This window comes from Labrenzia sp. C1B70, from assembly GCF_000475395.1.
Taxonomy (GTDB): Bacteria; Pseudomonadota; Alphaproteobacteria; order Rhizobiales; family Stappiaceae; genus Roseibium; species Roseibium algicola.
On the sequence record NZ_AXCE01000004.1, the window covers coordinates 405,640 to 432,300 of the forward strand.

General features: G+C 59.8%; 27 protein-coding genes and 1 tRNA gene. 13 read left to right on the forward strand and 15 right to left on the reverse strand.

Features of this window, described 5'->3' with window-relative positions; translation table 11 throughout:
* Window positions 1-84: 84 nt before the first annotated feature.
* Window positions 85-1,404: an aspartate aminotransferase family protein gene (locus Q666_RS40150; protein WP_023002676.1), complete on the forward strand. Its 1,320-nt coding sequence runs from the start codon at window positions 85-87 to the stop codon at window positions 1,402-1,404.
* Between the two features lie 92 nt (window positions 1,405-1,496).
* Here Q666_RS40150 and Q666_RS40155 read toward each other — a convergent pair whose 3' ends face one another.
* Together Q666_RS40155 and Q666_RS40160 are read right to left on the reverse strand one after the other, a co-directional pair.
* Window positions 1,497-2,144: a pyridoxamine 5'-phosphate oxidase family protein gene (locus Q666_RS40155; protein ID WP_023002677.1), complete on the reverse strand. Its 648-nt coding sequence runs from the start codon at window positions 2,142-2,144 to the stop codon at window positions 1,497-1,499.
* Window positions 2,145-2,389: 245 nt separating this feature from the next.
* A complete protein-coding gene (locus Q666_RS40160; RefSeq protein WP_023002678.1) occupies window positions 2,390-3,235 on the reverse strand; it encodes a hypothetical protein in 846 nt (281 codons plus the stop codon).
* Between the two features lie 120 nt (window positions 3,236-3,355).
* Between Q666_RS40160 and Q666_RS40165 the strand changes: the two genes are divergently transcribed.
* On the forward strand, window positions 3,356-4,096 hold the full coding sequence (locus Q666_RS40165; RefSeq protein ID WP_023002679.1) for a helix-turn-helix transcriptional regulator: 741 nt from the start codon (window positions 3,356-3,358) through the stop codon (window positions 4,094-4,096).
* Window positions 4,097-4,102: 6 nt separating this feature from the next.
* Here the strand turns inward: Q666_RS40165 and Q666_RS40170 are convergent, their stop codons facing one another.
* Entirely contained in the window at window positions 4,103-5,668 is a 1,566-nt protein-coding gene (locus tag Q666_RS40170) for a CYTH and CHAD domain-containing protein (RefSeq protein ID WP_023002680.1), read from the reverse strand.
* 144 nt (window positions 5,669-5,812) lie between these two features.
* Window positions 5,813-6,193 carry a cupin domain-containing protein gene (locus Q666_RS40175; RefSeq protein WP_208993981.1) on the reverse strand — a complete coding sequence of 127 codons (381 nt, stop codon included), beginning with the start codon at window positions 6,191-6,193 and terminating at the stop codon, window positions 5,813-5,815.
* 370 nt (window positions 6,194-6,563) lie between these two features.
* On the opposite strand from Q666_RS40175, the gene Q666_RS40180 reads away from it, so the two are divergent.
* Window positions 6,564-6,648, forward strand: a tRNA-Leu gene (locus Q666_RS40180).
* A gap of 76 nt (window positions 6,649-6,724) precedes the next feature.
* Here Q666_RS40180 and Q666_RS40185 read toward each other — a convergent pair.
* On the reverse strand, window positions 6,725-7,402 hold the full coding sequence (locus tag Q666_RS40185) for a hypothetical protein (RefSeq protein ID WP_023002682.1): 678 nt from the start codon (window positions 7,400-7,402) through the stop codon (window positions 6,725-6,727).
* A 209-nt stretch (window positions 7,403-7,611) separates the two neighbouring features.
* Here Q666_RS40185 and Q666_RS40190 point away from each other — a divergent pair, with 209 nt between their 5' ends.
* The 4 genes from Q666_RS40190 to Q666_RS40205 are packed head-to-tail and all read left to right on the forward strand — an operon-like array spanning window position 7,612 to window position 9,455.
* Entirely contained in the window at window positions 7,612-8,190 is a 579-nt protein-coding gene (locus Q666_RS40190; protein WP_023002683.1) for a YqaA family protein, read from the forward strand.
* A gap of 15 nt (window positions 8,191-8,205) precedes the next feature.
* A complete protein-coding gene (locus Q666_RS40195) occupies window positions 8,206-8,730 on the forward strand; it encodes a disulfide bond formation protein B (protein ID WP_023002684.1) in 525 nt (174 codons plus the stop codon).
* Window positions 8,727-8,993 (forward strand): hypothetical protein, encoded by a 267-nt coding sequence (locus Q666_RS40200; protein ID WP_023002685.1) that lies wholly within the window; start codon window positions 8,727-8,729, stop codon window positions 8,991-8,993. The genes Q666_RS40195 and Q666_RS40200 overlap by 4 nt, the downstream gene beginning before the upstream one ends.
* 27 nt (window positions 8,994-9,020) lie before the next feature.
* Window positions 9,021-9,455 carry a metallopeptidase family protein gene (locus Q666_RS40205; protein ID WP_031270101.1) on the forward strand — a complete coding sequence of 145 codons (435 nt, stop codon included), beginning with the start codon at window positions 9,021-9,023 and terminating at the stop codon, window positions 9,453-9,455.
* Window positions 9,456-9,536: 81 nt separating this feature from the next.
* On the opposite strand, the gene ppa is transcribed toward Q666_RS40205, so the two are convergent.
* Entirely contained in the window at window positions 9,537-10,076 is a 540-nt protein-coding gene (ppa, locus tag Q666_RS40210) for an inorganic diphosphatase (RefSeq protein WP_023002687.1), read from the reverse strand.
* A 134-nt stretch (window positions 10,077-10,210) separates the two neighbouring features.
* On the opposite strand from ppa, the gene Q666_RS40215 reads away from it, so the two are divergent.
* On the forward strand, window positions 10,211-10,777 hold the full coding sequence (locus tag Q666_RS40215) for a hypothetical protein (protein WP_023002688.1): 567 nt from the start codon (window positions 10,211-10,213) through the stop codon (window positions 10,775-10,777).
* Between the two features lie 16 nt (window positions 10,778-10,793).
* Here Q666_RS40215 and Q666_RS40220 read toward each other — a convergent pair whose 3' ends face one another.
* The 5 genes from Q666_RS40220 to dctP all read right to left on the reverse strand — a co-directional run bounded on the left by Q666_RS40220 (window position 10,794) and on the right by dctP (window position 15,711).
* Complete coding sequence (locus Q666_RS40220; protein WP_208992223.1) at window positions 10,794-11,330, reverse strand: GNAT family N-acetyltransferase; 537 nt, start codon at window positions 11,328-11,330, stop codon at window positions 10,794-10,796.
* Window positions 11,331-11,478: 148 nt separating this feature from the next.
* Window positions 11,479-12,762, reverse strand: coding sequence for a hydroxymethylglutaryl-CoA reductase, degradative (locus Q666_RS40225; RefSeq protein ID WP_023002690.1), 1,284 nt, complete (start codon window positions 12,760-12,762; stop codon window positions 11,479-11,481).
* Between the two features lie 17 nt (window positions 12,763-12,779).
* Entirely contained in the window at window positions 12,780-14,093 is a 1,314-nt protein-coding gene (locus Q666_RS40230) for a TRAP transporter large permease subunit (protein ID WP_031270102.1), read from the reverse strand.
* A complete protein-coding gene (locus Q666_RS40235; protein ID WP_208993982.1) occupies window positions 14,090-14,596 on the reverse strand; it encodes a TRAP transporter small permease subunit in 507 nt (168 codons plus the stop codon). The genes Q666_RS40230 and Q666_RS40235 overlap by 4 nt, the downstream gene beginning before the upstream one ends.
* Window positions 14,597-14,679: 83 nt before the next feature.
* Window positions 14,680-15,711, reverse strand: a complete 1,032-nt coding sequence (gene dctP, locus Q666_RS40240; protein ID WP_023002693.1) for a TRAP transporter substrate-binding protein DctP — start codon at window positions 15,709-15,711, stop codon at window positions 14,680-14,682.
* Window positions 15,712-15,838: 127 nt separating this feature from the next.
* Here dctP and Q666_RS40245 point away from each other — a divergent pair, with 127 nt between their 5' ends.
* Window positions 15,839-17,236, forward strand: coding sequence for a PLP-dependent aminotransferase family protein (locus tag Q666_RS40245; protein WP_023002694.1), 1,398 nt, complete (start codon window positions 15,839-15,841; stop codon window positions 17,234-17,236).
* 464 nt (window positions 17,237-17,700) lie between these two features.
* A complete protein-coding gene (locus Q666_RS40250) occupies window positions 17,701-18,090 on the forward strand; it encodes a DUF2794 domain-containing protein (RefSeq protein ID WP_023002696.1) in 390 nt (129 codons plus the stop codon).
* A 315-nt stretch (window positions 18,091-18,405) separates the two neighbouring features.
* On the opposite strand, the gene Q666_RS40255 is transcribed toward Q666_RS40250, so the two are convergent.
* The 4 genes from Q666_RS40255 to Q666_RS40270 all read right to left on the reverse strand — a co-directional run bounded on the left by Q666_RS40255 (window position 18,406) and on the right by Q666_RS40270 (window position 23,764).
* On the reverse strand, window positions 18,406-19,188 hold the full coding sequence (locus Q666_RS40255; RefSeq protein ID WP_023002698.1) for a Bax inhibitor-1/YccA family protein: 783 nt from the start codon (window positions 19,186-19,188) through the stop codon (window positions 18,406-18,408).
* Window positions 19,189-19,370: 182 nt separating this feature from the next.
* Window positions 19,371-20,144, reverse strand: a complete 774-nt coding sequence (locus tag Q666_RS40260) for a hypothetical protein (protein ID WP_023002699.1) — start codon at window positions 20,142-20,144, stop codon at window positions 19,371-19,373.
* A gap of 330 nt (window positions 20,145-20,474) precedes the next feature.
* A complete protein-coding gene (locus Q666_RS40265; RefSeq protein WP_023014468.1) occupies window positions 20,475-23,057 on the reverse strand; it encodes an ABC transporter permease in 2,583 nt (860 codons plus the stop codon).
* The gene (locus Q666_RS40270) at window positions 23,054-23,764 is read right to left on the reverse strand and encodes an ABC transporter ATP-binding protein (RefSeq protein WP_023002702.1); all 711 of its coding nucleotides are present in this window, start codon (window positions 23,762-23,764) and stop codon (window positions 23,054-23,056) included. The genes Q666_RS40265 and Q666_RS40270 overlap by 4 nt, the downstream gene beginning before the upstream one ends.
* Before the next feature lie 123 nt (window positions 23,765-23,887).
* On the opposite strand from Q666_RS40270, the gene Q666_RS40275 reads away from it, so the two are divergent.
* The 3 genes from Q666_RS40275 to thpR all read left to right on the forward strand — a co-directional run bounded on the left by Q666_RS40275 (window position 23,888) and on the right by thpR (window position 26,382).
* Window positions 23,888-24,514, forward strand: a complete 627-nt coding sequence (locus tag Q666_RS40275; RefSeq protein ID WP_031270103.1) for an arylesterase — start codon at window positions 23,888-23,890, stop codon at window positions 24,512-24,514.
* A gap of 78 nt (window positions 24,515-24,592) precedes the next feature.
* The gene (locus Q666_RS40280; protein WP_023002704.1) at window positions 24,593-25,645 is read left to right on the forward strand and encodes an NADP(H)-dependent aldo-keto reductase; all 1,053 of its coding nucleotides are present in this window, start codon (window positions 24,593-24,595) and stop codon (window positions 25,643-25,645) included.
* A 200-nt stretch (window positions 25,646-25,845) separates the two neighbouring features.
* Window positions 25,846-26,382 (forward strand): RNA 2',3'-cyclic phosphodiesterase, encoded by a 537-nt coding sequence (thpR, locus tag Q666_RS40285; RefSeq protein WP_023002705.1) that lies wholly within the window; start codon window positions 25,846-25,848, stop codon window positions 26,380-26,382.
* The last annotated feature ends 279 nt before the right edge of the window (window positions 26,383-26,661 follow it).

Sequence of the window (26,661 nt, forward strand, 5' to 3'; positions counted from 1 at the left end):
ATCTAAATTATGAATTTTATTGAATGCAAGGCTTCTCCTAAACTTGCTGCAGTCAATTCAGCCGGCCGGATCAGGAGACGCATCATGGCATTGGAAAGCGCCAGCAACAGCACGGATACCGGGTTCTGGTCCGACGTGTCGGATCACGTCCTGCGGTATGGCCCTGTGTTCGAACAACGTGTCATCGAACGTGCCGAAGGCAGTTATGTCTATGACAGCTCAGGCGCGCCAATCCTCGATTTCACGTCCGGTCAGATGAGTTCCATCCTGGGGCATTCCCATCCGGATATCGTGCGCACCGTGCGCGAGCAGATCGGCCAGCTCGACCACCTGTTCAGCGGAATGCTGTCCCGCCCGGTCGTCGACCTGTCGAAGCGCCTCGGATCTCTCGTGCCCGGTCTGGAAAAGGTGCTGCTCCTGTCCACCGGGGCGGAATCCAACGAGGCCGCCATCCGTCTGGCAAAGCTGGTTACCGGCAAGCACGAGATCGTGGCCTTTACCAAGAGCTGGCACGGCATGACCGGGGCAGCCGCTTCCGCCACCTACAGTCACAACCGGCGGGGCTACGGGCCGGTCAATCCGGGGTCGTTTGCAATTCCCGCCCCCAATGCCTACCGGCCGCGGTTTACGGATTCGAACGGCAATCTGGACTGGAAGACCGAGCTGGACGATGCCTTCGCGCTGGTCGACAGCCAGTCCACCGGCAATCTTGCTGCCTTCATTGCCGAGCCGATCCTGTCGTCAGGCGGCATCATCGAATTGCCGGTGGGTTATCTCGCGGCACTGCGCCAGAAGTGCGACGAGCGCGGGATGCTGCTGATCCTGGACGAGGCCCAGACCGGTATCGGCCGGACGGGGCATATGTTCGCCTTTCAGCGCGACGGGGTGACACCGGACATCCTGACCTTGTCCAAGACCCTGGGTGCCGGATTGCCGCTTTCCGCCGTGCTGACGAGCCGTGCCATCGAGGAAGAAGCGCACCGGAAAGGGTTCGTGTTCCTGACCACCCACGTGTCCGATCCTCTGCCCGCTGCTGTCGGACTGGCGGTGATGGATGTGGTGGAACGGGATGGACTGATCGGCCGTGCTGTTTCGGCGGGTCAGCGCCTGCAAGCCGGACTGGAAGGCTTGAAGCAGCGTTTTGAGAGTGTTGGCGATGTGCGCGGCCGTGGGCTGCTGCTCGGGCTGGAGATCGTGACCGATCGGGCCAGCCGCCAGCCGGATCTCGCGATGGCAGACCGGATCGGCGCCGAGGCAATGGCACGCGGGCTCAGCATGAACATCGTCAAACTGCCGGCCATGGGCGCGGTCTTCCGCATCGCCCCGCCATTGACGATCTCCGATGACGAGATCGATCAGGGGCTGGACATCATGGCGTCGGCGATTGAAGCGGCACGGGTCTGAAACGGCCGCTTAGGGTATGAGGCGATGCAGGGGAGCGTCAGCGCTCCTCTGCGGTCTGTCTCCTGCCGGTGAAATCGCTGCGCGGGATCCGCTCAATAAAGCGTTTTCCGGTAGGTCTCCTCCAGCGCAGCATCCAGCTTCTGCATTTCCGCGTCATCCGGCGCGCCGGTCGTCTGGTCCAGAATGATCTTGGAAAGCGACGGCATTTCGCTGCGGTCCTGCTGGTGTTCGGGATCCCAGAGGTGTGAGCGCCGGAACGCCTTGGCGCAGTGCAGGAAGACCTCGCTCACCTTCACGACAATGGCGAGCTTGGGCGCTCGGTCCTTCACGCTCATGGTTTGAAGAAGATCCGGATCGGTTACAAGCGTTGCCCTGCCGTTGACGCGCAAGGTTTCGTCATATCCGGGAACCAGGAACAGGAGCCCGACATTCGGGTTGGCGACAATATTGGCCAGACTGTCGAGGCGGTTATTTCCCGGACGGTCCGGAATGGCAAGCGTTTGCGGATCGAGAACCTTGACGAAGCCGACCGGATCGCCACGCGGGCTGACATCCGCCTTGCCGTCCTTGTTCTGCGTGCCGAGGCACAGAAATGGCGAGCGGGCAATGAAGTCCCGAGCATGTTTGTCCAGCGCGCTCAGGCACTTTTTTGCTGCCAGCGGCGATAGCTCGGAATAGTGGCTCCGGAGCGTTTCCTCATCCGAAATGACGAACTCCGGGTTGATCTTGTAGGCTTCCATCACGCTATCCCTCGACCTTGATCCCTGTATGACCCAGCTTTGGCGGTCTTCGCCCGGCGGCTGATCCAGCGTTCGACCTGCCGAACACTGGGTCAATCTGCGTGGAAGGTAGCATAAATTGAGGTGCGTACATCAGGAATTGATGGGCCGCTCGTCGTAAGGTAGCAAGGGGCGGGTGGGGCACGTGATGCCCAACCCGTTTTTGCCGTCTGACCCGTGCGATGAAGCGTTTGCAGGGTCTGGTGCTAGTCCAGTCTGACTGCCTCGATCCTGCCTTCCAGCATATGCGGCAGGTAAAGGACGTCATCGTGGGTGGAAATATCGGCAAGGCCGGCGGGTTCGCTCATGATCTCGTTCGGTGTACCGTCAGAACCAATCTCGAAGACCTTGCCGTTGATCCAGTCGTTGAGGACAAGCTTGCCGTTCAGCCGTGCGATGCCGTCGATGTTGCCGATGTCCCGTGCGACGACGCTGATAGCCTTGGTGGCAGGATCAATGGCAAGCAGGCTGCCGGGAGCTTCAGTGGTGAAATCGGTCTTCAGGCCCTTGCCCCAGGCCCCGACAAGCAGGCGGCCGTTGTCCCAGTAAAGGCCGTTGGGGTGATTGAGCTCAGGGCTTTCCAGCCATTTTTCAAAAGTGCCATCTGCGTAACGCCAGATGGTGTTCGTCATCATGTCGGAAACGAAGATCTCGTTGCCGCTGGTGGTCACATCGTTCAGGAAAACCGAGCCTTCTGCAGGCAATGACTGCAGCAATTTGCCAGTCTGGGCGTCGACAACGCGCAAACTGGTGAGATCGGCCGCGAAGACCTTGCCGTTCATCAGCGCCAGTCCCTTGGGAGCGTCCATTCCGGTTGCCCATTTGGCATCTATGATTTTCCCGTCCGTGGACAGAAGCGCCAGATGGCCGTTGCCGTCGACCGTATTCGGCGCGCCTTCCATGACACTGACGATGAGCCGGTTGCCGGCAGCGTCAAAGGCTACGGATTCAGGCATGTCGAAGCCGTCCGTTGACCAGAGTGAACCGGCTGATGAGGGGAGCGTTGAAAGGCCGAGCAGCAGCGCTGCGGCCAGGGGTTTGATGGTCTGCATGGGAAGTCCTTTCGCAAAGTTGAACTGGACCTCTCCTGCAGAAGACGAACTTTTCTTGCAATTGATGATGATTTGGTATCAAAAAACGATACTCAAACTGTCGAATTCGGGATCAGGAATATGCGCGGTGATACCTTCAAGATCTTGCAGGGTGTGCTGAAGGCACGTGGCATGACCTATGCGGATCTCGCAAGCCGGATGGAAATATCGGAGCCGACGGTCAAGCGGATCTTCGCCGGGCACGATTGCAAGCTAAGCCGGTTGCTGGAGATCTGCGAAATTCTGGAGGTGCCGCTGGCGGACGTATTGCACCGGGCAGAGCGGAATTCAGAAGAGGCAAGCGTCCTGCCGGTGGCAACGGAAGCACGGCTCGCTGCGGATCCGTCGCTGTTCTATCTCTTCATCCTGCTGCGTGAGCCGATCCCGCAACAGGAAATCGAGCGCCGTTTTGATCTCTCGGGAGAGGACATGTTCCGACTGGGCCGGGTGCTGGAGGCGCTGGGGCTGGCCGAAGTGCATCCAGGCAACCGCATCAAGATCACACGCAAGGAGCCCTTCAGGTTCCGTCCGGACGGGCCGTTGATCCCGCTGCTGAAAGAAATCAACATGCGCTTTCTGGGGCAGGTGATTGCCAATCCGGGTGGAAATCAGTCCCTGTTCTTCACGCTCTCCCGCCGCATGCTGCCGGACACGGGGGCGTTCATCCTGCGTGAGATCGAAACCCTGAAGGAGACCATCGCCGAGTTGGCCCGTCAGGACCAGCTGGTCTCGCGCGAGGAAGACCTGACCACCTTCAAGCTGACCGGAGCCTTCGCCCCCGTTTCCTTTCCGGACATTCTGACGATCGAACCGGGCCGGTGATAAGCGTCAGGTCCAGAATTTCGGTGTTTCCCGGGTTGCTTCCCAATATCCCTTGGCGTGCTGCCACATGGCCTGGCATTGGGCCTCGTGCCAGCCGATGACAAAACCGATGGCCTGGTTGGTTGCCAGGGTATTTGCCCCGCTGACCTTGCATTTCACCGGCAGTTGTTCGGCCATGGCGACATCATTGAGATAGCCGAAGATATCCTGCAGCTTCTTCATCCGCTTCAGGAAGGGCTTCACGGTGTCTTTCGGATAGAGGCAGCCGAAAAATTCGATGCCGTAGCGCATCTTCTTCATCGCCTTGCGCATTTCGTGGCGTTCGGGAACGGTAAGTTCTTCCAGTCGCTTGCCGTATTTCAGAACCTTCTTCCACTGCTTGGCAAGAGCTTCGCCGGCGTGAGTCTCGACAGGTTGGGCCAGAAGCTGCGTCTGGCCGAAGTTTTCCGGGTCCAGCCAGCCGCGCCCTTCCGTGTAGGCTGCAAGGTCGAGCAGGAAACCGTTGACCTCTTCCGATTTCAGGTGATCCGTCAGCGTGGTGCGGGTGCTTTCGTCCCGGAGGGCGTTGAGATTTTCCAGAAGAGCGTCAAAGGACAGGGTTCCGGGCGCCCTGTCGACCAGGGGCATAACGATCTCGTCGACCAGGACGTCGAGGTCCCGCAGGGAACCGGCTTCGGTGGCAATGACCTTCGCCGTCCTGTCGAGCGGTGCCATGGTCGCCGGGTTCAGGATTGGCCGGAACAGGCGAAATGCACTGCGCAGGCGGCGCAGGCCCACCCGTAGCTGATGCGGGCCTTCCGGATCGTCCGACGACAGAACTGCAAGCCGGTTTTCGGAAATCTGGGTCAGGCAAGAACGCAGCACTTCGCGAAAGGCGTGCTCGGTGGTGATGCCGCTGTCGAAGGAAACATTCTCGGCAAAATAGGGTGCCCGTTCCGCAGGCGCGGTACCCTCGGCAAAACGGTACCCGCGCTCGGCCTTGCTATAGGGCGAAAAGCGGAAGGGGATGTCTTTCAAAAGAGCCTTGGCGGCCTCGAAAAGGGCAAGGCTGGGACCGGACTTCAGTTCCATTTCGAGTTCTGTCAGCGGCTGGCTGCCGCTGCCGGCCAGAATATTGCCGCTGTCGAAGGCAAGTTCGATGAAGGTGCCGTCACTGTCCCGGGTCAGATTGCGCACGGTGCGTTTCATCACCGTTTCAAAGCACTCCGACAGGGGGGCATCGCCGATGATTTCCAGAAGACGGTCGTGGACGGCGGGGTCTTCGATGACGGAAAAGTCGAGCGCACGGCCCTTGACCGGATGTTCGGCTTCCACCGGCGAGGACAGGCCGCCCATGACGCCCGTGCCGAGCTTGACGGTCTGAACCCAGCTGTTTCCGGACTTGCGTACGCGAAGGGAAATCCTGGCCTTGCGAAGCGCCTGGTCCGGCGTGTCGAAATAGATCGACTGCAACGTCTTGTTCACGGCGCGGCTGGCAGTGAATCCGTCTATGGAACCGGCGCGTTTCAAAGCGTCCTGTGCCGTCGTTTCCAGCTCGAGCTTAAGCTCAATTTCGCGTCCTGATTTGCTCATGCTGAATTTCTAGCCAAGCCATTTCTGCTTGTCCAGAAAAAGCGCACAATTTGCGCTTTTGTTTGCAGGCTAACAAATTCGCCCGCCAAAAGGCGCAGGGCGCCTTTCTTTCAAGACCTCATTCGGGAACGCGAGCCCGATATTTTAGCCGAAAAGTTTCTTCCCGACGCCTTTCAATCTCTCAAGGATGCGGGACTGATAATGCAGATACCAGGGAACCGGCTTCTGATTGAACGCGAGCTTGCGGATGTAGGTCGGCACTTCCCAAACGGCGGAGGTGCCTGCCGGGAAGAACAGGGTCACGCCGGGCTTGCCTTCATAGACATGGCCGGCCTCGTCGGTGATCCGGACTCCGCCTTCCAGGAACATGACCGACTCATCCCAGCCGTAGTGCCAGCGGAACTTGCCGGCAGTGCACGACCAGTGGCAGGCATCGCCCCAGCCGAACTTGTGCCTGGCCAGCACGGCGCACATGGCTTTCGGGTCGCCTTCAAGCACCCATTCGGGTCGGATCGGCGCTGGCATCAACTGTGATTTGTCAACGAAGGACTGTGTGAAAGCCTGCCCGTGCCGAGCGGCTTCATTTACAGCAGAAGTTTTTGTGCGTTTCGCCTCTTGAAGGCCGCCAGCCAGTGTCATCCGTTTCTCCCAAACTTGTCTGACTGTCCACTTGCGCGAGCAGCAGTTGCAAACAGCTTAAATATGCGCCGGATTTCACCCTCTGAGGCTGTGTGGCAGGCGAATTTGCAGCTCAGGGTTAAGGGAGCGTGAAGGGAGAAGCTCAAATTCGATCAAATACGGCGCCCGCTGCACTTGCTGGCGGAAAGCCGCGGCGCGCTGGAACCGCTTGCATCGGACAAGGCCCCATGATAGGCACCCAATCCGATACCGGATTGCCCCCCTGGCGGAACTGGTAGACGCGCCGGATTCAAAATCCGGTTCCTTCGGGAGTGCCGGTTCGATTCCGGCGGGGGGCACCATCTTCAGCGGTTTGAATTGCCGCAGGAATGCGCCGGAGTGGTTCGAGGCTTGCCTCCCACCCGCACAGGTAACCAGCTACTTCAGCGTCACCGTGTCGAAGGCCAGGGAAGCGCTGGTCTGGTAGATGTCTTCCACTTTCTTGATGCGGCCCTGACGCGGGTGGCCGATTGCAATGCCGACGATGCCTCTCTGGCTGTCGGGCTTTGCCAGCGCGACCAGCCGCACGAGGAGCTGGTCGCCTTCCTTGTTGATGAAGTTGCCGACGATTTCGGATGCAGGCAGATCGCCCAGTGTAATCTGGCGGCGGATATTCAGGCGTGTATCGTCTGTGGTGCCGAGCTGTTTCAAGAGCTCGATGGCAACATAGTCGCCCACCTCGAGGCGCTTTTGCGGATCATCGGTCTTCATGGTGTAGGTGACGATCTGAAGGGACGAATAGATGCGCTTGGTTTCGTCGTCGGTGGTGAAGAAGATCTTGATCGGACCGCCGCCGGCCGGTTTCGCCTGGGCCAGAATTTGCTGTGCCTCGCGCCGGGGTGCGGCAAGGCTGAACGGGACGGGAACCTCCACATCGTGTTTTGCGCCGAACGCCGCATCCACCGTGTAGATCGTCGACAGGGTTACGCCCTGTGCTTCAAAAGGCGTCAGCTTGACCGATCCTTCCAGCTCGACCTGCTGGGCAACTGCCGCAGCTGGCGCGCCCATCGCGAGAACCAATGCCAGTCTGGCGATGCGTGAGGCCGTTCCGTTCATGTCCCCCTCCCAACGTCGTGTGAAACCTGGCGAGGTTTCAATGCTACCAGATACGGGCGAAAAGTCTGCCTAGTGTCTTGATGCGCGTTTTTGAGGTGGCTTCACATCAGGCTGGGATCGTTTGTGCCGGTGGCTACGCGACAACGTGCTGCTGGCGGTGCGCATTTCCCTAGGTGACTTTTTGCAGCGCAGCGGCTAAGGGAAGCGCCATGATCAGACGCCTCTACGACTGGACCTTGTCCCTTGCCGCCGGACCGCGTGCGCCTGCCGCACTCGGCACCGTATCCTTTGTCGAAAGCTCGGTGTTTCCGATCCCGCCGGATATCCTGCTGATCCCCATGGTGATTGCCCGGCGCGAGAAAGCCTGGTGGTACGCGCTGCTGTGCACGCTGACGTCGGTCGCCGGCGGTATCCTGGGATATCTGATCGGTCTCTTCCTGTTCGAACAGGTGGCGGTGCCGATCCTGACTTTCTACGGCAAGATGGGGTTCGTCGACGAGTTCAAGGACATTTATCATCAGTACGGCTGGTGGTTCGTCTTTATCGCCGGGCTGACGCCGTTTCCCTACAAGGTGATCACCATTGCCTCCGGTGCGCTGGGGCTCAGCCTGCCGGTGTTCATTGCCGCGAGTATCGTTTCTCGGGGGATCCGGTTCTTTGTCGTCGCCGGATTGCTCTATCTGTTCGGCCCGCCGATCCGCGATTTCATCGAAAAGCGGCTTGGTCTCATGTTCACCATATTTGTGGTGCTGCTGGTCGGCGGATTTGTTGTGCTTAGGTATATCTGACAATAAGAGGGTGAGATGACAGCCGACCGGATTTCGCGCAATCTGACGGGGCTCTTGCTGGTGGGCGGTCTGGCGGCAATTGCGACCGCCTGGGGCTTTCAGCTGATTGGCGGCTATGTGCCCTGCAAGCTGTGCCTCGAGCAACGCATTCCCTATTACGTCGGCCTTCCCCTGGCGTTGCTAGCGCTTTTCCTGATGCAGGCCAGGCGGACCGGGTTGGCGTTGGCTCTGCTTCTGGTCGTTGCGGCCGTGTTTGCCTATGGTTCTGGCCTCGGTATCTATCAGTCCGGCGCCGAGTGGCAGTTCTGGGACGGCCCGAGCGATTGCGGTGGCGGCACCTCGACACCAACGTCTGCGGCCAACATGCTGCAGGCGTTGAAATCGACGCGCGTCGTCAGCTGCACCGAGGCTAGCTGGCGCATGTTCGGCCTGTCCTTTGCCGGCTGGAACGCGGTTGCATCCGGCGGGCTTGCCCTTCTGGCGCTTTTGGCCGCTTTCGGGTTGAAACGCCGTGGCAACACGGCCAGTGTAGGTGCATGAGCGAGAACAAGCACCCGAAGGAAAAACTGCGCGATGAAGCGCTCCGCACACTCGACCGGGTGAATGCGGAGAGCGAGACCGTTGCCGGGTCAACCTTCGTCCGCATGGCCGACCGGGCAAAGGATCACCTGAGCGCCGCCGACAAGGACGAAGACGACCGGATCGAGGTTTGGGGCAGCCGGATCGGCCGAGGTCTCGGGCTTGTGTTCGCAATCGGACTGGCGATTTATCTACTGGTCACCTACGTACTGCCCAACACCTGAATGAACCGATCCGTCAAAGGAACCGATATGGCATCCGTCCGGCCGGTCAGCCACAGCAGCTGGACCGAACGCAAAGCACCTGACCTGGAAGACTTCGAGGCGATGGCGAGCGAGATCCTCTCCGGGCTTCCGGATGATCTTCTGCTGCGCTGTGGTCATCTGCAGATCAGCCTTGCGGACTATGCGCCCGACGACGTTCTGGATGAACTTCGCATCGAGGATCCGCACGACCTTCTGGGCCTGTTCGAAGGCCAGGGGCTGAGCGAAGGCGAAGAGACCGTGATGACCGGCCAGATGCCCAACCGCATCTGGCTCTTCCGCCGGCCGATCCTCGACTACTGGGCCGCGATGGACGAGACTCTGGGCGATGTGGTTGCCCATGTGCTGATCCACGAGATCGGGCATCATTTCGGCCTGTCCGACCAGGATATGGAGCGCATCGAGGCGGCAGCGGAACGCTAATTCTGACCCTTGCAATGAAAAAGGCCTCCCGCGTCTTGCGACACTCGGGAGGCCTTTTTGATTTCGTCCGTTCGGAAGCGCTTATTCAGCGGCTTCCTTCTGGGCGCGTGCGATCGATTCGACGATCAGCCGCTTTGCGGATTCGACACCTTCAACACCGGTGATCTTCACCCACTTGCCCGGCTCCAGATCCTTGTAGTGTTCAAAGAAATGCTTCACCTGGGCAACGGTGATTTCAGGAAGGTCGGTCACGTCGTTGATGTTGTCGTAGCGCTTGCTGAGCTTGTGGGACGGAACCGCGAGGATCTTTTCATCCTGGCCGGATTCGTCTTCCATCAGCAGAACACCGATCGGACGGCAGCTCATGATGGCGCCCGGAACGATCGGGCGCTGGTTGACCACGATCACGTCGATCGGGTCGCCATCGCCACACAGGGTGTGGGGAACGAAGCCGTAGTTGCCCGGGTACCGCATCGGAGTGTACAGGAAGCGGTCGACGTACATCGCACCGGCTTCTTTATCCATCTCGTATTTGATCGGCTCGCCGCCAACGGAGACCTCGATAATGACGTTGATGTCTTCCGGCGGATTCTTGCCAATCGGCACAGCGTCGATACGCATTTAGGAAACTCCTGTTATTCGTTGCTGCGTCTATCGCAATCCCGCCGAAGAAGTTCAAGTCCTTTATTTTTGCATTGCACCTAATTGATTAACATGCGTCTATTCGCGCGGCAGGCTCTGGAGGAGATAGATTTATGAAACGGCTTACTGTTTCCCTTTTGATGCTCGGCGGATTGCTTGTGTCTCTGCAGGCTGCAGGGGCAGCGTCGGTCGACAGTGCCTATACCAAGATCCTGCTGGACAGCTGCCGGCTGATCGAGGCCGGGGACGAGGAAGAAGGCACCTTCGGCGGTGCCTGGCAGTGCCCCGGCTACAAGGGAGAGGGTGTCTATGTTGCCGAGGGCGACCTGCGCATGTTCGTCTCCTTCGGTCCCGACGCCGCCAACGAGCCCGCGGCAGGCCAGACCCTGCCCAATTTCAACACGGTCAACGAAACGCTGGAATGGCGCCTCAGGGGCGGTGTTCCGTTTGCGACCATCCTGCGCTGGTTTCCGAGCCTCGATGAGGGGTCCAAGACCGGCAGCGTGCTGATCGTGACCCAATTGCAGCCCGGTGGCGGCACCTGTCAGATTGCCCGGATCGATGCCCAGGCCAACAAGAACGCCAACGATTTGGCGCGCCAGGCCGCTGATACCATGGCCGGTTCTTTCGACTGCACGCAGCCCCCGCAGATCATCGGCAATCCCGGAATTCTCTATTAGGCAAGTGCCCTGTGGCTCAGGTGCTGATTTGCGGCCAGGCGTAGATGCTGAGCTCCAGCCTGCGGCCGCCGATCCTGTACCAGGACTTTGCCGCAAGTTTGCCACCGACGGCCTTGTAGAATGAGCGCGCGGGCTCGTTGGCGCTCAATACCTGCACGGCGACACCGGGCATGCTCTTCGCCGACAGCGTTTCCCGCACATTTTGGAAAAGGGCCCGGCCGAAACCGAGGCCCTGATATTCCGGCTTCAGGTAAAGCTCGTAGATTTCGCCATCCATGCCGGTATCCCGCAGTCGGCACGGCCCATAGGTCGCGTAACCGGCGGGAATTTCGGCGATGCTGAGGATCTTGATGTCGACACCCCTGGCAAGGGCACCGCGCCACCAGCTGCTGCCTCGGCGCGAAATCATCTTCTGAAGATCGACACCGTGCAAGACGCCGCGATAGGCGCCCAGCCAGGCTTCGCTATGGATGCCGGCGAGTGCCTCACAATCGGCGGTCCGGGCCGCGCGCAGATCTATCAGGTCGGTTGTCATGCTTTTAGAAAGATACAACAAGCAATCCGACGGAAAAGAGGCAATCGCGTCGTAGAAACGCCAATTATGCCGATTTCATTGCGTTCGGCATCCGGGAGTTGATCGGCCGGAGGGGCAACACGGTAATAGTGCTGAGCCCCCTCCGGTCGAACCTTGTCAAAAGGCCTCAGGCGTTGGCGCCCTGCCGCAGCCGGGCGAGAATTTCCTCGGCCAGATCCTGCCGAACCTTGCCAAGCGATTTCAGCTCGTTGGCCACCAGGTCGATTTCCTCGCCGGTCGCGCCCACCATCAGGGCAACGTTCTGGGCGTGCAGGGCCATGTGGCCTTTCTGGATGCCGGTGGTGGCAAGCGCGCGCAATGCACCGAAATTCTGCGCCAGGCCGACGGCAACGATGATCCGGGCCAGTTCGTCTGCCGTGGTCACGCCGAGAATTTTCAGGTTGGCCTGCGCGGTGGGGTGGATCTTGGTTGCGCCACCGACCAGTCCGACAGCCATCGGCAGTTCCAGGATGCCCACAAGATTGCCGTCGCCGTCCTTTTCCCAGCGGGACATCGAGCGGTAGCGGCCGTCTTTCGACGCGAAGGCATGAGCACCTGCCTCCACGGCTCTGGTATCGTTGCCGGTTGCCAGAACCACCGCGCTGATGCCGTTCATGATGCCCTTGTTATGGGTGGCTGCCCGATAAGGGTCGGCATCGGCAAAGTGATAGGCCGACAGCATGTCGTCCCGAACCTTTTCGCCTCCGATTTCCTCCAGCGGCCAGACAGCCCGCACGCGTGCGACGCGGCGGTCGGCGAGGTTGGTCAGGATCCGCAGGAGACTGCGGGCGCCGGTCCATTCCTCCAGCTTGGGTGCAAGGGCCTCGGCCATACTGTTGACGGCGTTGGCGCCCATCGCGTCGCGCGTGTCGACGATGATGTGAACGATGGTCATCGGTCCTTCGGCAGTGTCGATGACCCTTATGTCGAGGTCACGGAAGCCGCCGCCAAGCTTCACCAGAAGCGGATCGATCTCTTCGCAGATGGTGCGGATGTCGTCGATGCGTTCAAAAACCTGCAGGCGGACGTTTTCAGGGTCGCTGGCGCCCAGAAGCTGGATCTGGGCTGCCATCAGCGGGCCGCTTGTGGAGGTCTTGAAGCCACCGGTCGGCCGGCAGCGCTTGGCCGAGTTGCACACGGCGGCGATGACGGAGGATTCCTCGCTGGCCATCGGCACCAGAACGTCCCGTCCGTCCACGGTCATGTTGGTCGCGATACCGACAGGAATGGACATGGAAGAAATGGCGTTTTCGACAAGGCGGTCGGCCAGTTCGATGTTTCCGGATGCCGCTTCCACAAGGTCGGAGACGGACTTGTTGTCGAGATTCGCCTGGCGCTGGACTGCCTGGAGCCGGCCGGCCGGGTCCAGCTTGTGAAAACCTTCAATACGGGACGAAGTGACGTCACTCATCGGGGGAAACCTGTCTGTCAATTGATCATGGATTGCGGCAGCCACAACACCAGCTCCGGAAACAGGGCGCAGATGAAGATACCGATGGCTTGCAGCAGGATGAAGGGAACGATGGCACGGTAGACCGTGCCCATGCCGATGCCGGCGGGCAGGACGCCCTTCATGTAGAAGAGCGTGTAGCCGAAGGGCGGGGAGATGTAGGCCATCTGCGCCGAAACGAGGAACAGGATGCCGAACCAGAGCCGGTCGAACTCGAGGAAGTCGATCACCGGCAGGAAGACGGGCACGCACAAGAGGATGATGCCCATTTCGTCCAGGAACATGCCGAGGAAGAATAGAATGCCCAGCATGATGGCGAGAACGATCCAGCGGTTGGCATCGAGATCCTGAATGAAGGACAGGAGGAAGTCCGCGCCGCCGGTGCCGGTGAAGATCGCGACGAAGGCCCGCGCACCGATGGTGATCCAGAGGATCATGGCCGTCACCTTAACCACGTCGAGGGCAACACCGGATATGAGCTCCCAGCCGAACCGGCGCTCGATGAGCGAAGACAGGAACGCCAGGAAGACGCCGACGGCGGCTGCTTCCGTGGGTGTTGCGATACCCATGTAGATCGTGCCCAGGACGCCGACGATGATCAGCAGCGGCAGGATGAGGGATTTCAGCGAGGCAATGCGCTCTTCCCAGGTGGCCGGGGCGTCGTTGTCCGGACGCGGGGCGATGGACGGGTTGAGCGCGGACCGCAGAACGATATAGCCGATATAGAGCGAGGCGAGCAGCAGGCCCGGCACCACGCCGGCGATGAACATCTGGCCGATAGAGGCCTGTGCGGTCACGGCATAGACGATGGTGATCACCGAGGGCGGGATCAGGATGCCGAGCGTTCCGCCGGCGCAGATCGTCCCGATCGCGAGCTCCGGACTATATTTGCGCTTCAGCATGGAGGGCAGGGCCAGCATGCCCATGGCGGCAACCGCGGCACCGACGATGCCCGTCATGGCGGCGATGATCGTGCAGATGGCGATGGTGCCCACCGCAAGGCCACCCGGTAACCGCCGCGACCAGAGCTCCATGGCCCGGTAAAGGCTTTCGATGACGCCGGAACGCTGAAGGATACTGGCCATCATCACATAAAGCGGGATCGCGAGGAGCGATTCCGACGTCATGGTGGAGTAGAGGTTGAGGACGGTAACGGAGAGGGCGGCGGGGCCCCACAGCGTTAGCGTGAAAACGAGTGCAAGTGCGCCGAGCGTGAAAGCAAGCGGCAGGCCGGTGAGCAGCAGACCCACCAGGCTGGCGAACATGATGGCAAGAACGAATTCGGAGCTCATGCGCTTGCTCCCGTCTGTTCCTGCGCCGGGCGCGTTGCGCTGTAGGCTTCAACAAGGGCTTGCAAAAACAGGAGCGCAAAGGACAGCGGCACGACGAATTTCAGCCACCAGACGGGTGGGTTCCAGGCGGAAAAGCTGGTTTCGCCGAGGGAGTAGGCGTTGATTGCAAGCGGCCAGCTGACCCAGGCAAAAACGCCTGCAAACACAGCAATGACGGCATAGGAGAACACGTCGAGAACCACTTTTGGCAATCCCGTCAGTTTTTCGCTGAAGATGTCGACGGCGACGTGGCCCTTCAGGTGCAGAAGGTAAGGTCCGGCCAGCATGAAATGCGGGCCGAAGATCAACGTGCTGGCTTCCATGGCCCACACCGTCGGCGCATCGAACAGGTATCTTGCGACCACTTCGAAAAGCAGGATCGGCACCACCGCGAAGATGAGCGCCGCCGCAAGGAGGAAGAACAACCGGTTGACGCCGGTGACGATGTAACTGACGGATTTCATGAAGCTGAGCATTTGCCGATCGAAAGGACGACCGGACGGCAGACGGCAGGGAGGTGCCGTCTGCCGTCCGGTGGGAGGAAGGGTCAGATCAGCCCGAGGGCTGTCATGAACTCAATCTGGCTCGCGAGCACGCGATTCGCCAGATCGTCTTCCTTGGTAGCCTTTTTCCAGGACTCGACGGCTTTGGACCGGTTGGCCGCGACATCGGCCGGGTCGAGCTGGATGATCTCGACGCCTTGTTCGCCGTATTTCTTCAGGACATCGACATTCTGCACCATGATGTGCTGGCGCAGCGATCCGGAGATCTCCCGAGCCGCAACAGCAAGCGCTGCCTTGTAGTCGTCCGGCAGCGCGTCATAGGCGCCCTGGTTGGCGACATAGCTGGTGGCGGTGGTCGGCTGGTGCACGCCCGGCAGGATGATGAACTTGGCGACTTCGCCAAGGCCTGCTTCGTAGTTGGCGGTGAGATCGCCGCGGTCAGCAAAATCGATCAGGCCTTTTTCTAGCGCCGTATAGACTTCCGCCGTCGGCAGCGGGGTCACGGAAACGCCCTGGTCGGCCATGACCGCGGAAGCGAGCCCGACAAAGCGGCCCTTCTTGCCGGCCATGTCGGCGATGGTTTCCATCTTGACGGTCGAGTGGATCGGCTCTTCGCCATAGACGGTGGGGGCAATGTAGAAGAGACCGGCCCTTGCATAGGCTTCGCGGGCGAGATCCAGACCACCCTTTTCGTAGAACCAGGCTTCATACTGGTCGGACTCGGGGAAGCCGAACGGGATGGTGGACGTGAAGGCAAATGCCGGGATCTTGCCGGCTTCGTAGCCGTCGAAGGTCTTCATCAGCTGGAAGGCGCCGGCGCGAACGGCATCGAATGCCTGGTTGGCAGGCACGAGCTGGCCGGCGGAAAACAGCGTGATCTTGAAGTTGCCGTCGGTCAGTTCGCTGACGCGCTCGACAAATTTCTTCTCGAATTCGAAAGGTGTGGTGCCGGCGTCCCAGAGAGCCTGCATGCGCCACTCAACCGCATCCTGTGCCTTGGCCGCAATCGGTGCTGCGAGGGCGGTGCCGCCAACGGCTGCACCTGCAAGAAGGCTGCGTCTACTTACTTTGGTCATTTTTCCCTCCCAAGGAAATTGCCATTTGCTGGCGTAATGGGGCAAACTGTCATAAAAATGATTGGGACAATCAAGGGACAGTTGTTGGATTTATGGGTAGCACTGTCCCAGTAAATTTTGAGGGACAATGAGGGTTACGGGTAGCGGTCGGAAACTGTCTCGCGTCGATCAGATCGTCGAGAAAGTCGCGCTGATGCTGGAGGCAGGGGCGTACAAGACGTTTGAGCGGTTGCCTTCCATTCGTCAGGCCGCGCGGGAGAACGGCGTTTCGAAAAACACGATGGCGGAAGCTTACGACCGGCTGGTCGCCCGAGGGCTACTGGAAGCGCGGGCCGGCTCCGGATACTACATGTCACAGGTCGGACCGGCTTCCAAGACCCCGCCAGCGCCACATGTCACGGCTGCGGTTGACGGCATGTCGTTGCTGCGGGAGCAGCTGGAACAGCATTATGAAGTGCGTCCGGGAGATGGGCGCCCGCCGCCGTCGTGGATGGAAGGAGCGGAGCTGCGCCGCCATTTCGCCAACGCCAAGACGCCCTTTCCCGAAGCGATCGAATTCGGCTACGGCAGTTCGTGGGGATATGGTCCGTTGAGGGACCGGCTGCGGATGCAGTTGCTGGAGCGGTCGATCCCGGCCGATCCGCAAGGGCTTCTTTTGACCCATGGCGTCAACCATGGCCTGGATCTGATCATCCGGCATCTGACGGAGCCTGGCGATACGGTTTTTGTCGATGAGCCGGGCTATTATCCGCTCTTTTCCAAGCTGACCTTCGCCAAGGTGCAGATTGTCGGTATCCGGCGTGACAGGGACGGTCCGGACCTGGAAGACCTGACCGCCAAACTCGCTCTTTACCGGCCGAAGATGTTTGTCACCCAGTCCCATGGCCACAATCCGACCGGCGGTTCCCTGTCACCTTCGCGGTCATTCGGGTTGATGCAGCTTGCCGAGCGCTGGGGGTTTCTCCTGGTTGAAAACGATGCGCTTGCCGATATTCTTCCGGCCACGCTGCCAAGGCTGGCGGCGCTGGACCAGCTGGAGCGGGTGCTTTATCTCGGTACTTTTTCCAAGACACTGTCGGCCAGTCTCAGATGCGGTTACGTGGCTGGAAATCCGGACATCATCCGCCAGCTTGCCGATATCAAGATGCTGACGGTGGTCAATTCATCCGACCACGTCGAACGCTTCGTGTTCAATCTGATGCAGGCCGGCCATTATCTGAGACATCTGCGACGTCTCAGGAGCCGGGTGGAAGATGCCTACAAGGCATCCTTCGGGACACTGGAGGCGATCGGGTTGTCCGTGCGGGAGTGCTCCATACCCGGGTTCTATCTCTGGGTGGAGTTTCCCGATGATGTGGATGAAAGGGAACTGTGCGCCGCAGCCAGCAAGCAAAGCATTTTCATTGCACCGGGCGCCGTCTTCTATCCGAACCGGGAGACCCGGCAGAAGCCGGCAATGCGGGTCAACGTCGCCTATGGAACCGATGCGCGGTTCCTGTCGTTCCTCAGGGATTTTCTGAAGTAGTTTGAAAGCAGAAAAACAGGCAGGGCCACAAATGAAAAGGGCCGGCATAATGCCGGCCCTTCAGTTGCCCTGATGTTTGACTCACTAAATCTGGTTGGCCAGTAAAAACCCCGGGGGGCTGGGGGGCTAATGCATTCCGCGGCTTCTACGGGCCATACCCATCAGGGTATGATCCTAATATGGGTGTCTAAAATGGCTGGCCAAGGGCTGGAATGCGGCAAAATCATGGAAATTTATGCATTCTTTCTTGGCAAAGTGCCGTTGCGTTCGTTTTTGCACTTCTTCCCGTAAAACTTATTGGCAAAATTACTCTGGTTTCGGACCTCTGTCTGTCAATATGACGTTGCGGGCTTGCCAGAATGGCTAAAGAAGACGCATCATGACAGCCAGGTGACAGGCGTCTCCCGACGATTCTCTTGTCGGTTACCTGTCAGCAGCGAAACCGCGAACGGAATGGAGGCGGAATGAGCGAAGCCGACGACAGCGCGTTTCAGCGTGGTGCGGGTGCAAGCCCGTCGCCACAACATCAACCGGCTCCCCCTCCCAAACCCATTGTTGCATTCAACAGGCGCGAACTCGATGTCATTCTGAGGCTCTACGGGCGCATGGTCGCCGACGGCGAGTGGCGGGACTATGCCATCGACCTCCTGAAGGACCGGGCAATCTTCTCCGTGTTTCGCAGATCTTCCGAAATGCCGCTTTACAGGATCGAGAAGGACCCGAAGCTGGCCCGCCGCCAGGGCGCTTATTCGGTCGTGGCGACCGGGGGCATGATCCTGAAGCGTGGCCACGATCTGGCGCAGGTGCTGAGGGTTCTGGAGAAGAAAAAACATCTTCGGGTGGTCGACGCCTGACCAGGCATCCGGTCAATCAGCTGATGCCCGGGTGAGGTTCATTCCCCCTGCGTTTATCCGGTCACAGGTATTTCCTTGATGGTGGCGTCAATGACCGGCCAATGCTGGTCGGTTACCGGCTGGCCGCGGACCAGACGGTTGGTTCGGCCAAACCTGGCAGCGCAGTGTTCTGCCGCTTCATTCCATTGATTTGCGCAAGGCTGGCGTTGACGCCCATTGACGCAAGTGTAAGCAAGCGATGTGTCGGATAGTCGTGCGGCCACAAAAAAGCCCGGCACAAGGCCGGGCTTTTCCGTTTGTTCAGTTTGGCTGCGCTTAGTCGCGGTTGCCGAACAGCTGCAGCAGCATGATGAACAGGTTGATGAAGTCGAGGTACAGACGCAGCGCGCCCATGACGGACTTCTTCGTAGCGACTTCACCGCTGTCGCCTTCGTAGTACATTTCCTTGATCTGCTGGGTGTCGTAGGCGGTCAGGCCGGCGAACACCAGAACACCGATCACGGAGATGGCGAACTGCAGGGCGGAAGATGCCATGAAGATGTTGACCAGCGACGCGATCACGATACCGATCAGGCCGATGAACAGGAACGAGCCCCAGCCGGACAGGTCCTTCTTCGTGGTGTAGCCGAACAGGCTCAGCGCGCCGAAGGTACCGGCGGTGATGAAGAAGACCTGAGCGATCGAACCCGGGGTGTAAACCAGGAAGATCGAGGACAGGGAGATACCCATTACGGATGCGTAGACCAGGAAAAGGGTCCGCGCTGCGCCGGCACTCATGGACTGAATGCGGAAGGACAGCCAGAACACCATTCCGAGCGGTGCGAGCATGACAACCCATTTCAGCGGGCTGCCGTAGATGGCAACACCCAGCTGGGTGAGCATGCGGCCGTTGCCAAGGCTGGCGACAGCAGAGTTCGGATCGGTGGTCGTTGCAAGCATGACCGTTGCCAGCGCAAGAAAGCCGGTCAGCGCAAGGCCGATGGTCATGTAATTATAGACGCCCAGCATGTAGGAGCGCAGGCCCTGATCGATGCCGGCCTCGGCGCGTGCGCCGGCGACGGTATACGCGCCTTGAGATTGACGGTCATAGGTCGACATGGTCGTAAAAATCCCCTTCTAGATAGACGTGCGCATGCAATCGCGCATGCAACACAACTCCCTCAACATATGGGAAAAGCCTATCCCGAGCACAAGTCGAATTCGATGAAAAATTCGTAATCTTTGCGCTCAGGACGTATTATTTGAACCTATCCTTAAAAACAGGCTCAGATTCAGTCGTATTATTTCATGGCTTTCAGTCGGGATTCGATCTGCCGGTCGCAGGTGCCGCCGGGGTTGCGAACGATTTCTTCCGACGCGAAATCGAGGATTTCCTTTTCCGGATCCTGCATCTGCTCGACAGTCACACCGGGTTTGAACCACTGCAGAACCGCATAGTCGCCGCCGGCATCGGTGAGGAAAGCGATCGGCTTGCCATTTTCGGTAATGCCCATGCGGCCGACGCGGACTTCCGCAATCGATACCTTGCGCGCTTCGCCGTCGATGGTCAGCCGGTTTTTCGACACGTTCAGTTTCTTCAGCTTGGAGCCTTCAGTGCCGACCCAGTTACCGTAGAAGCGCTTGCCTTTTTTCTCGACGGAAAGGCAGGAGTTCTCGAAATTCGGGATGGAAAGACGGACGGCGGAAACCTCGATCGGATCCTCGCCCTTGGGCGCCAGCGTGTATTTCATCGCATTGTCGCCGGTCCGGTACACCCGGATGCCGACCGGCGTATAGCCGGAATCATTCATCGAACGGGTGAAGAAATCGAACTGGTTGGCGTCGTTGGTGCCGGCCCGGCGATAGAGCCAGCGCTTCGGCAAACCGTTTTCGAAGACCAGCCAGTCACTGACGACGAGACCGCGCGGGCCTTCCGGCGTGTTCAACTGCCAGACCCCGGTATGAAACGGGCTTTCCGCCGACGCGGCAGGGGCGAAAGCCATAGCGGCAACTGCGGACAGGGCTGCAGCCCCGGCAATGGTCTTCAAACGAATTTTCGGGAGAAACTTGAACATGGAATGGCCCCTTCTTAACAAACTGCCCGGAGCTGAACCGGATAGCCAAGATCAATTCAGTATGCAAGTTGTGTGGAGCTGAAGTTTGTCGCGATTTGGTTGTATTTCAGGATTTTTTCCTGAACGAAGTTTGCCAAGAGCTGTGGGCGCCGGATCGAAATAGATCAGCGCCTGCCAAGAATTCGTTCGATCTTGTTTTCGGAAGTCTACCGGTTCACCGGAAATAGCCTTGCTGATCAAAGGAGGCACGACCGAAGCCGGCAAACGTCCTTTGATCAGCTTTTTTCCTGTGCGCACGTTGGCCGCTACAGCAGCTGACCGCATTTTGCGCTAGAGATTTCGCAGGACAGGTGCGGGCTTTTCACCCAGCACTCGCCATGTGCCGATGAGGCCGAAACCCACCGTCAGCACCAGCGCGATCAGCGCGGCACCTGCTGCGGTCACCGGCATCATCACGAACGACCCGTCCATGATCTGCGTTATCACGTACCAGGCGGCGACCCCTCCGGCCAGCAGGGCGAACACCGCCGTTGCAAGGCCCAGAATGGCGTATTCGAGTGCATAGGCGAAGATCAGGCGAGCCCGTGTCGCACCAATGGTTTTCAGAATGACTGCATCGTAGATCCGGCTGCGATGACCGGCGGCAAGTGCACCTGCCAGAACCAGAACGCTGGCGATCAGCGTGATCGAGCTTGCGCCGCGGATAGCCCAGGCAAGCTGTGCCACCAGATCGTTGACCTGAGAGATCGCGTCCTTCACCCGGATTGCCGTCACTGTCGGAAAGGCGTTCGAGACAGTCTTCAACAAGGCAAGTTCCGTCTCTTCCGGCACATCATCGTCCCAGCCAAGGGTCATCAGATGGGCATGCGGGGCACCGGCAAAAGTGTTCGGAGAAAACACCATTACGAAATTGATCGCGAGGGACTGCCATTCCACCGTACGTGTGTTGGCAATTTCCGCCGTGATTTCCCTGCCGAGCACATTGACCGTGATCCGGTCTCCGATCTTGAGGCCGAGATCGGTGGCGGCCTCTTCATCGAAGGACACCAGCGGAATGCCTGTGTAGTCCTCCGGCCACCAGGAGCCTTCTTCCAGCTTCGAGTTCTTGGGCAGACTTGCGTCATAGGTAATGCCGCGGTCACCCCGCAGCACCCAGCCGGAGCCTTCCTGGGCGGGGACGAACTTGTCGGCTGCAATACCGTTCAGCGAGACAATGCGTCCGCGCAGCATCGGGACGCTTTGCAGGTTGGCGTCGGATGCTTCAGCATTCAGCAAGGCCTCGAAGGCATCGCGTTCATGGCTCTGGATATCGATGAAGAAGAAGCTCGGAGCCTTGTCGGCAATGGTTGCGGTCAGCTCGCGCCGCAGGTTTCCGTCGATGAGGGCAAGCGCGACCAGCAGCGACAGGCCAAGTCCCAGCGACAATACGACTGACGGGGTCAGCGCTCCGGGGCGGTGAATGTTTGCAATCGCCAGCCTGAGCTCGGTCGAGCGGACACTGGGCAGGCGCCTGGCTATGGCCATGATCGCGCGTGCGACCAGCACCAGCAATACGAACGCACCGGCGGATGCGGCGATGTAGGTGCCGGCCATGCGCTGGTCGTGGGCAAGCAGAATGGCGATGGCGGCAAGGGCAAGCACTGTTGCCGCGGTGGCAAACAGATAGCGTTTGCGCGGCAGCTTGGCGCCACCGGTCACGATATCCCGGAAAAGGGCCGTCGGCGGTATGTCATGAGCCCGCCCCAACGGCCAGATTGCAAAGGCGAGAGCGGTCAGGAGGCCGTAGACGAGGCCAAGGGCAAGCTCGGTCGGATAGATGCTGGCCGCGAGTTTGACCGGCAGAACCGGCGCCAGTGCGGCAGCTGCGGCAAAGGGGATCAGGGCACCCAGCACAAGGCCGACGACGATGCCGAGCAGCGCAAGCACCAGCATCTGAACCAGATAGATCTTGAAGACGAACCCGCCCGTCGAGCCCAGGCACTTGAAGCTGGCGATAACCTCACGCTTGGTTTCCAGATAGGCGCGGATGGCATTGGCCACGCCAACACCCCCAACCACCAGCGCGGTGAGACCGACCAGTGTCAGGAATTGCGCGAAGCGATCAATGCTGCGTTGAAGGCCCGGGGACGCATTGGCGCGGGAGCGGATACGCCATCCCGCGTCCGGCTGGGCGGATTTGGCCTCTTCGACGATCCCTTCCATTGCTTCCAGGTTGGGAGCCGGGGCCATTCGAACGCGGTAATGCCAGCGGACCAGGCTGCCGGGCTGGATCAGGCCGGTTTCAGGCAGGGCGGCATCTGAAATCAGGAGGCGTGGACCGAATTCCATGCCCCCGGCCAGTTTGTCAGGTTCGTTGGCAATGGTGTCGGCAATTCGGATGGTGGCTCGCCCGAGGGACAGCGTGTCGCCAACATTCGCGCCAAGCCGCGCCAGAAGAGAAGGGTCCACAACGGCGCCCCAGGTCCCGTCTTTCCGGGCCAGGGCCGTTTCCAGGGCCTCTCCGGAGGCAAGTTCAAATGTGCCGTAAAGGGGATAGGGACCGTCGACGGCTTTCAGCTCTACCAATGCCTGATCGCCGGTCTCCGGTCTTCTTGCCATGGCCCGCGTGGTCGCAACGCGGGACAGGTCACCAAGGCCGTTCAGATAGGCAAGTTGATCGGCGTCGGCCTGCCGGTGGATCAGGGAAAAATCGAGATCACCGCCCAGGATGGACTGACCTTCGCGCGAAATTCCTTCTGTAAGAGCCCGTGAGACAGACGTGACGCCTGCGATTGCCGCTACGCCGAGCGCGATACAGGCAATGAAAATGTAAAAGCCCTTGAGGCCGCCGCGCAGTTCACGAAAGGCGAACCGGGCAGCAAGGCGCATCGTCTGGTGGTTTGCCGGTGTGCTGCCCGGGACAAACGCGCTCATGCAGACACCTCGCGGCGGGCGCGGTCAGACGTTTCTTCTTCGATTTCTCCGGAGCGAACGCGGATCATGCGGTCGCAGCGGGCGGCAAGGCTCGGGTCGTGGGTGACCAGAACCAGCGTCGTGCCCCGGTTCTTCTGGGCGGTGAACATCAGGTCGACAATCTGTGCGCCGGTGCTTTCATCGAGGTTGCCAGTCGGTTCGTCTGCGATCAGGATCGCGGGTTCGACGACCAGCGCCCTTGCCACGGCGACACGCTGCTGTTCGCCGCCGGACAGTTGCGCCGGGTAGTGGTGCATGCGGTGACCGAGCCCGACCGCATCCAGTTCCGCCTTGGCCTTGTCGAATGCGGCGGTATCCCCAGCAAGTTCCAGCGGCACGGCCACGTTTTCCAAAGCGGTCATGTTGGGAACAAGGTGAAACGACTGGAAAATGATGCCGACATTGCGGCCGCGAAACCGGGCCAGCTGGTCTTCGGACAGCGGGCCGAGTTCGGATCCGGCCACGTTGACCGAGCCTTCATCGGCGCGTTCCAGCCCCGCCATGACCATCAGCAATGTCGATTTTCCGGACCCTGACGGGCCGACAAGGCCGACGGAGGCCCCCTTCTCGATCTGAAGGTCGATCCCCTTCAGGATATGCACCCGCCCGGCGCCTTCGCCGAGGGTCAGGTGGACGTCTTTCAGGGCGATCGCGGGCGAATTTGTCATTCTCTGGCCTTTACAATGGACGTGTGATCGTCTTCCTGACAGTCACAAGCCCTCGACAATTGGACGCTCTGCGACCATATGGGCCTGTTGAAGAGCGTCTTCCAGTCCCAAAAGAGTGTTCACGTGAACCGGTTTATTGCCTGCCTGACGATAATCATCCTGTCTTTCCTGCCAATGGCCGCCCAGTCGGCCGATCTGAAACTGGTGGTGCTGGGGGACAGTCTGTCCGCCGGCTATCAGCTGTCGGCAGGAGAGGGCTTCACGGATCAGCTCCAGAAAGCGCTTGATGCGAAGGGGCAATCGGTCGAGGTCGTCAATGCCGGCGTGTCTGGCGACACGTCAAGCGGCGGGCTGTCGCGGCTGGACTGGTCGGTGGGACCGGACACCAGTGCCGTCATCGTGGAGCTTGGGGCAAACGACGCGTTGCGGGGGATCTCTCCTGAGCTGACGCGCAAGAATATCGACGAAATCGTCCGGCGCCTGACGGAACGCGGCGTTGCCGTGCTTGTCGCGGGCATGCTGGCTCCGCGCAATCTTGGGCCGGAATATGCCGAGGCATTCGATCCGATCTACTCCGATGTTGCCAAGGCGCACGATGCGTTGTTTTATCCCTTCTTCCTCGAGGGTGCCGCCCTCAATCCCGATCTCAACCTTTCCGACGGTATGCATCCCAACGCCAAAGGGGTGGAAGTCATCGTCGAAAACATTTTGCCGAAAGTGGAAGAGCTTTTGGCCAAAGCCCGATCCTAGGGGCTTTGCTCTGGACCTGGGGTGGAAGCCGATCCGGCTTCCGGGACGCCCCGTTTTCAAAATTTGAAGGATAGTCTTATGGAAAAGCGCCGTCTTGGCCGCACGGATATACAGGTCAGCGCCCTTTGCCTCGGTACCATGACCTTCGGGGAGCAGAACTCCGAGGCCGAAGGTCACGCCCAGATGGACCACGCCGTGGAAAAAGGCATCAATTTCTTTGACGCGGCAGAACTCTATCCGATCCCGCCGAAGAAAGAGACCCAGGGCCGGACCGAGCGCATCGTCGGCACGTGGTTCAAGAAAACCGGCATGCGGGACAAGATCGTCATGGCCACCAAGGTGGTCGGGCGGACCGACATGGACTGGTTCCGTGAAAACGGTGCGAAGGCGAAACTGGTTCGCGAAGAGATCGAATTTGCGGTCGACCGCAGCCTGAAGAACCTGGAAACAGACTATATCGACCTCTACCAGATCCACTGGCCGGACCGGAACGTCGGCGGCTTCGGTTCAAACCCGACGCGCTGGGCGGATGTCGAACCGGCTCCGGACGAAAACAGCATCCAGTCGACGCTGGAAATCCTTGGGGATCTGGTCAAGGCCGGCAAAATCCGTCACGTCGGTGTCTCCAACGAAAGTGCCTGGGGCACGATGCGCTACGTCGCCGCGTCCGAGATGTATGACGTGCCGCGGGTCGTCTCGATCCAGAACGCCTATTCCCTGGTCAACCGGACCTTCGAAACCGGCATTGCGGAAGTTGCCCGCCGGGAAGATGTCGGTCTTCTGGGATATTCGGCACTGGCCCAGGGATATCTGACGGGCAAATACCGCAATGGCGCCCTTCCGGCAGGTGCCCGCAAGACGCTGTTCAACCGCCTGCAGCGCTATGAGCACCCGCGCGCCATCGAGGCGGTCGATGCCTATCTGGACCTGGCGCAGGAGGCGGGACTTGATCCGTCGCAGATGGCACTTGCCTTTGCCATGTCGCGGTCTTTCATGACATCGGTCATCCTGGGTGCGACGACCATTGAGCAGCTGGATACCGACATCGGAGCTGCGGACGTTACGCTGAGTGCCGATGTTCTGGAGAAAATCGATGCGCTGCATCAGGAATTCGGCAATCCGGCGCCGTAACGGGTGTAACTTCCTGATCGATAAATCTTTTTAGAGAATCATCTGCAGATCGGAGGCCGGGCTGGTTATGAACCAGCCCGGTTTTCATTTGAGTGCGGCGCTGAATTTTTGAACGCGCTCAAAAACTTAGCTTTTTGTCTTGCGATTTTCATGAAGTTGATTCCTCATGGGATTCATCAGCGACAGCGGAGGGAACACCCATGCCGCGCCTATTTACAGGCCTTGAGATTCCGTCCCAGACGGCACTCATGCTTTCGATGCTCCGGGGAGGCCTTCGGGGCGCCCGCTGGATTGATCCGGAGAACTACCACATCACCTTGCGCTTCATTGGCGACATCGACGACCGTACGGCCGACGAGATCGCCGCCGCGCTTGATCGTGTCCGCAGGGATCCGGTGGAAATCCGCCTCAACGGACTTGGTTCTTTCGGCAACGGCAAGCCGCATGCGGTCTGGGCCCGGGTTGAGCCGACCGCTCAACTTGCCGAATTGCAGGCCGAGCAGGAGCGCATCATCCAGCGTCTGCATCTGCCGGCCGAGCGGCGCAAGTATGTTCCGCATGTCACCCTTGCCCGTTGCAGGACCTCGACCAACGAGGACGTGGCCAAGTGGCTGAGCGAGCGCGGCAACTTCCAGGCGCAGCCCTTCATTGCCGGACGTTTTGTGCTGTTCTCGGCGAAATCGAGTGTCGGTGGCGGCCCCTATCTGGTGGAAGAGGCCTATCCGCTGGCCGCGTGACGCCCGCATTCTGATGGCGTGCAGCGAGACCACAGGATTTGCGTATCGGCAGAATGAACCCAAGCCTTTGCCGGTTTGGGGTCATTTTTGGCTGAAACCCTGAAAAAGATTGCACCGACCCGACGCGAAAAAATGACGCACACTGGCGTCCGCGCTCCTTTCGTGATGGTCAAAAGTGACAGGAGGGGGCCGAGAAACTGTGCGGTTTTTGGGCAGGCCGGAATTCCAGGGCAGTGAAAAAGGCTGCTTTGCCTAAATAATAAGTTGATTGAATTCTCT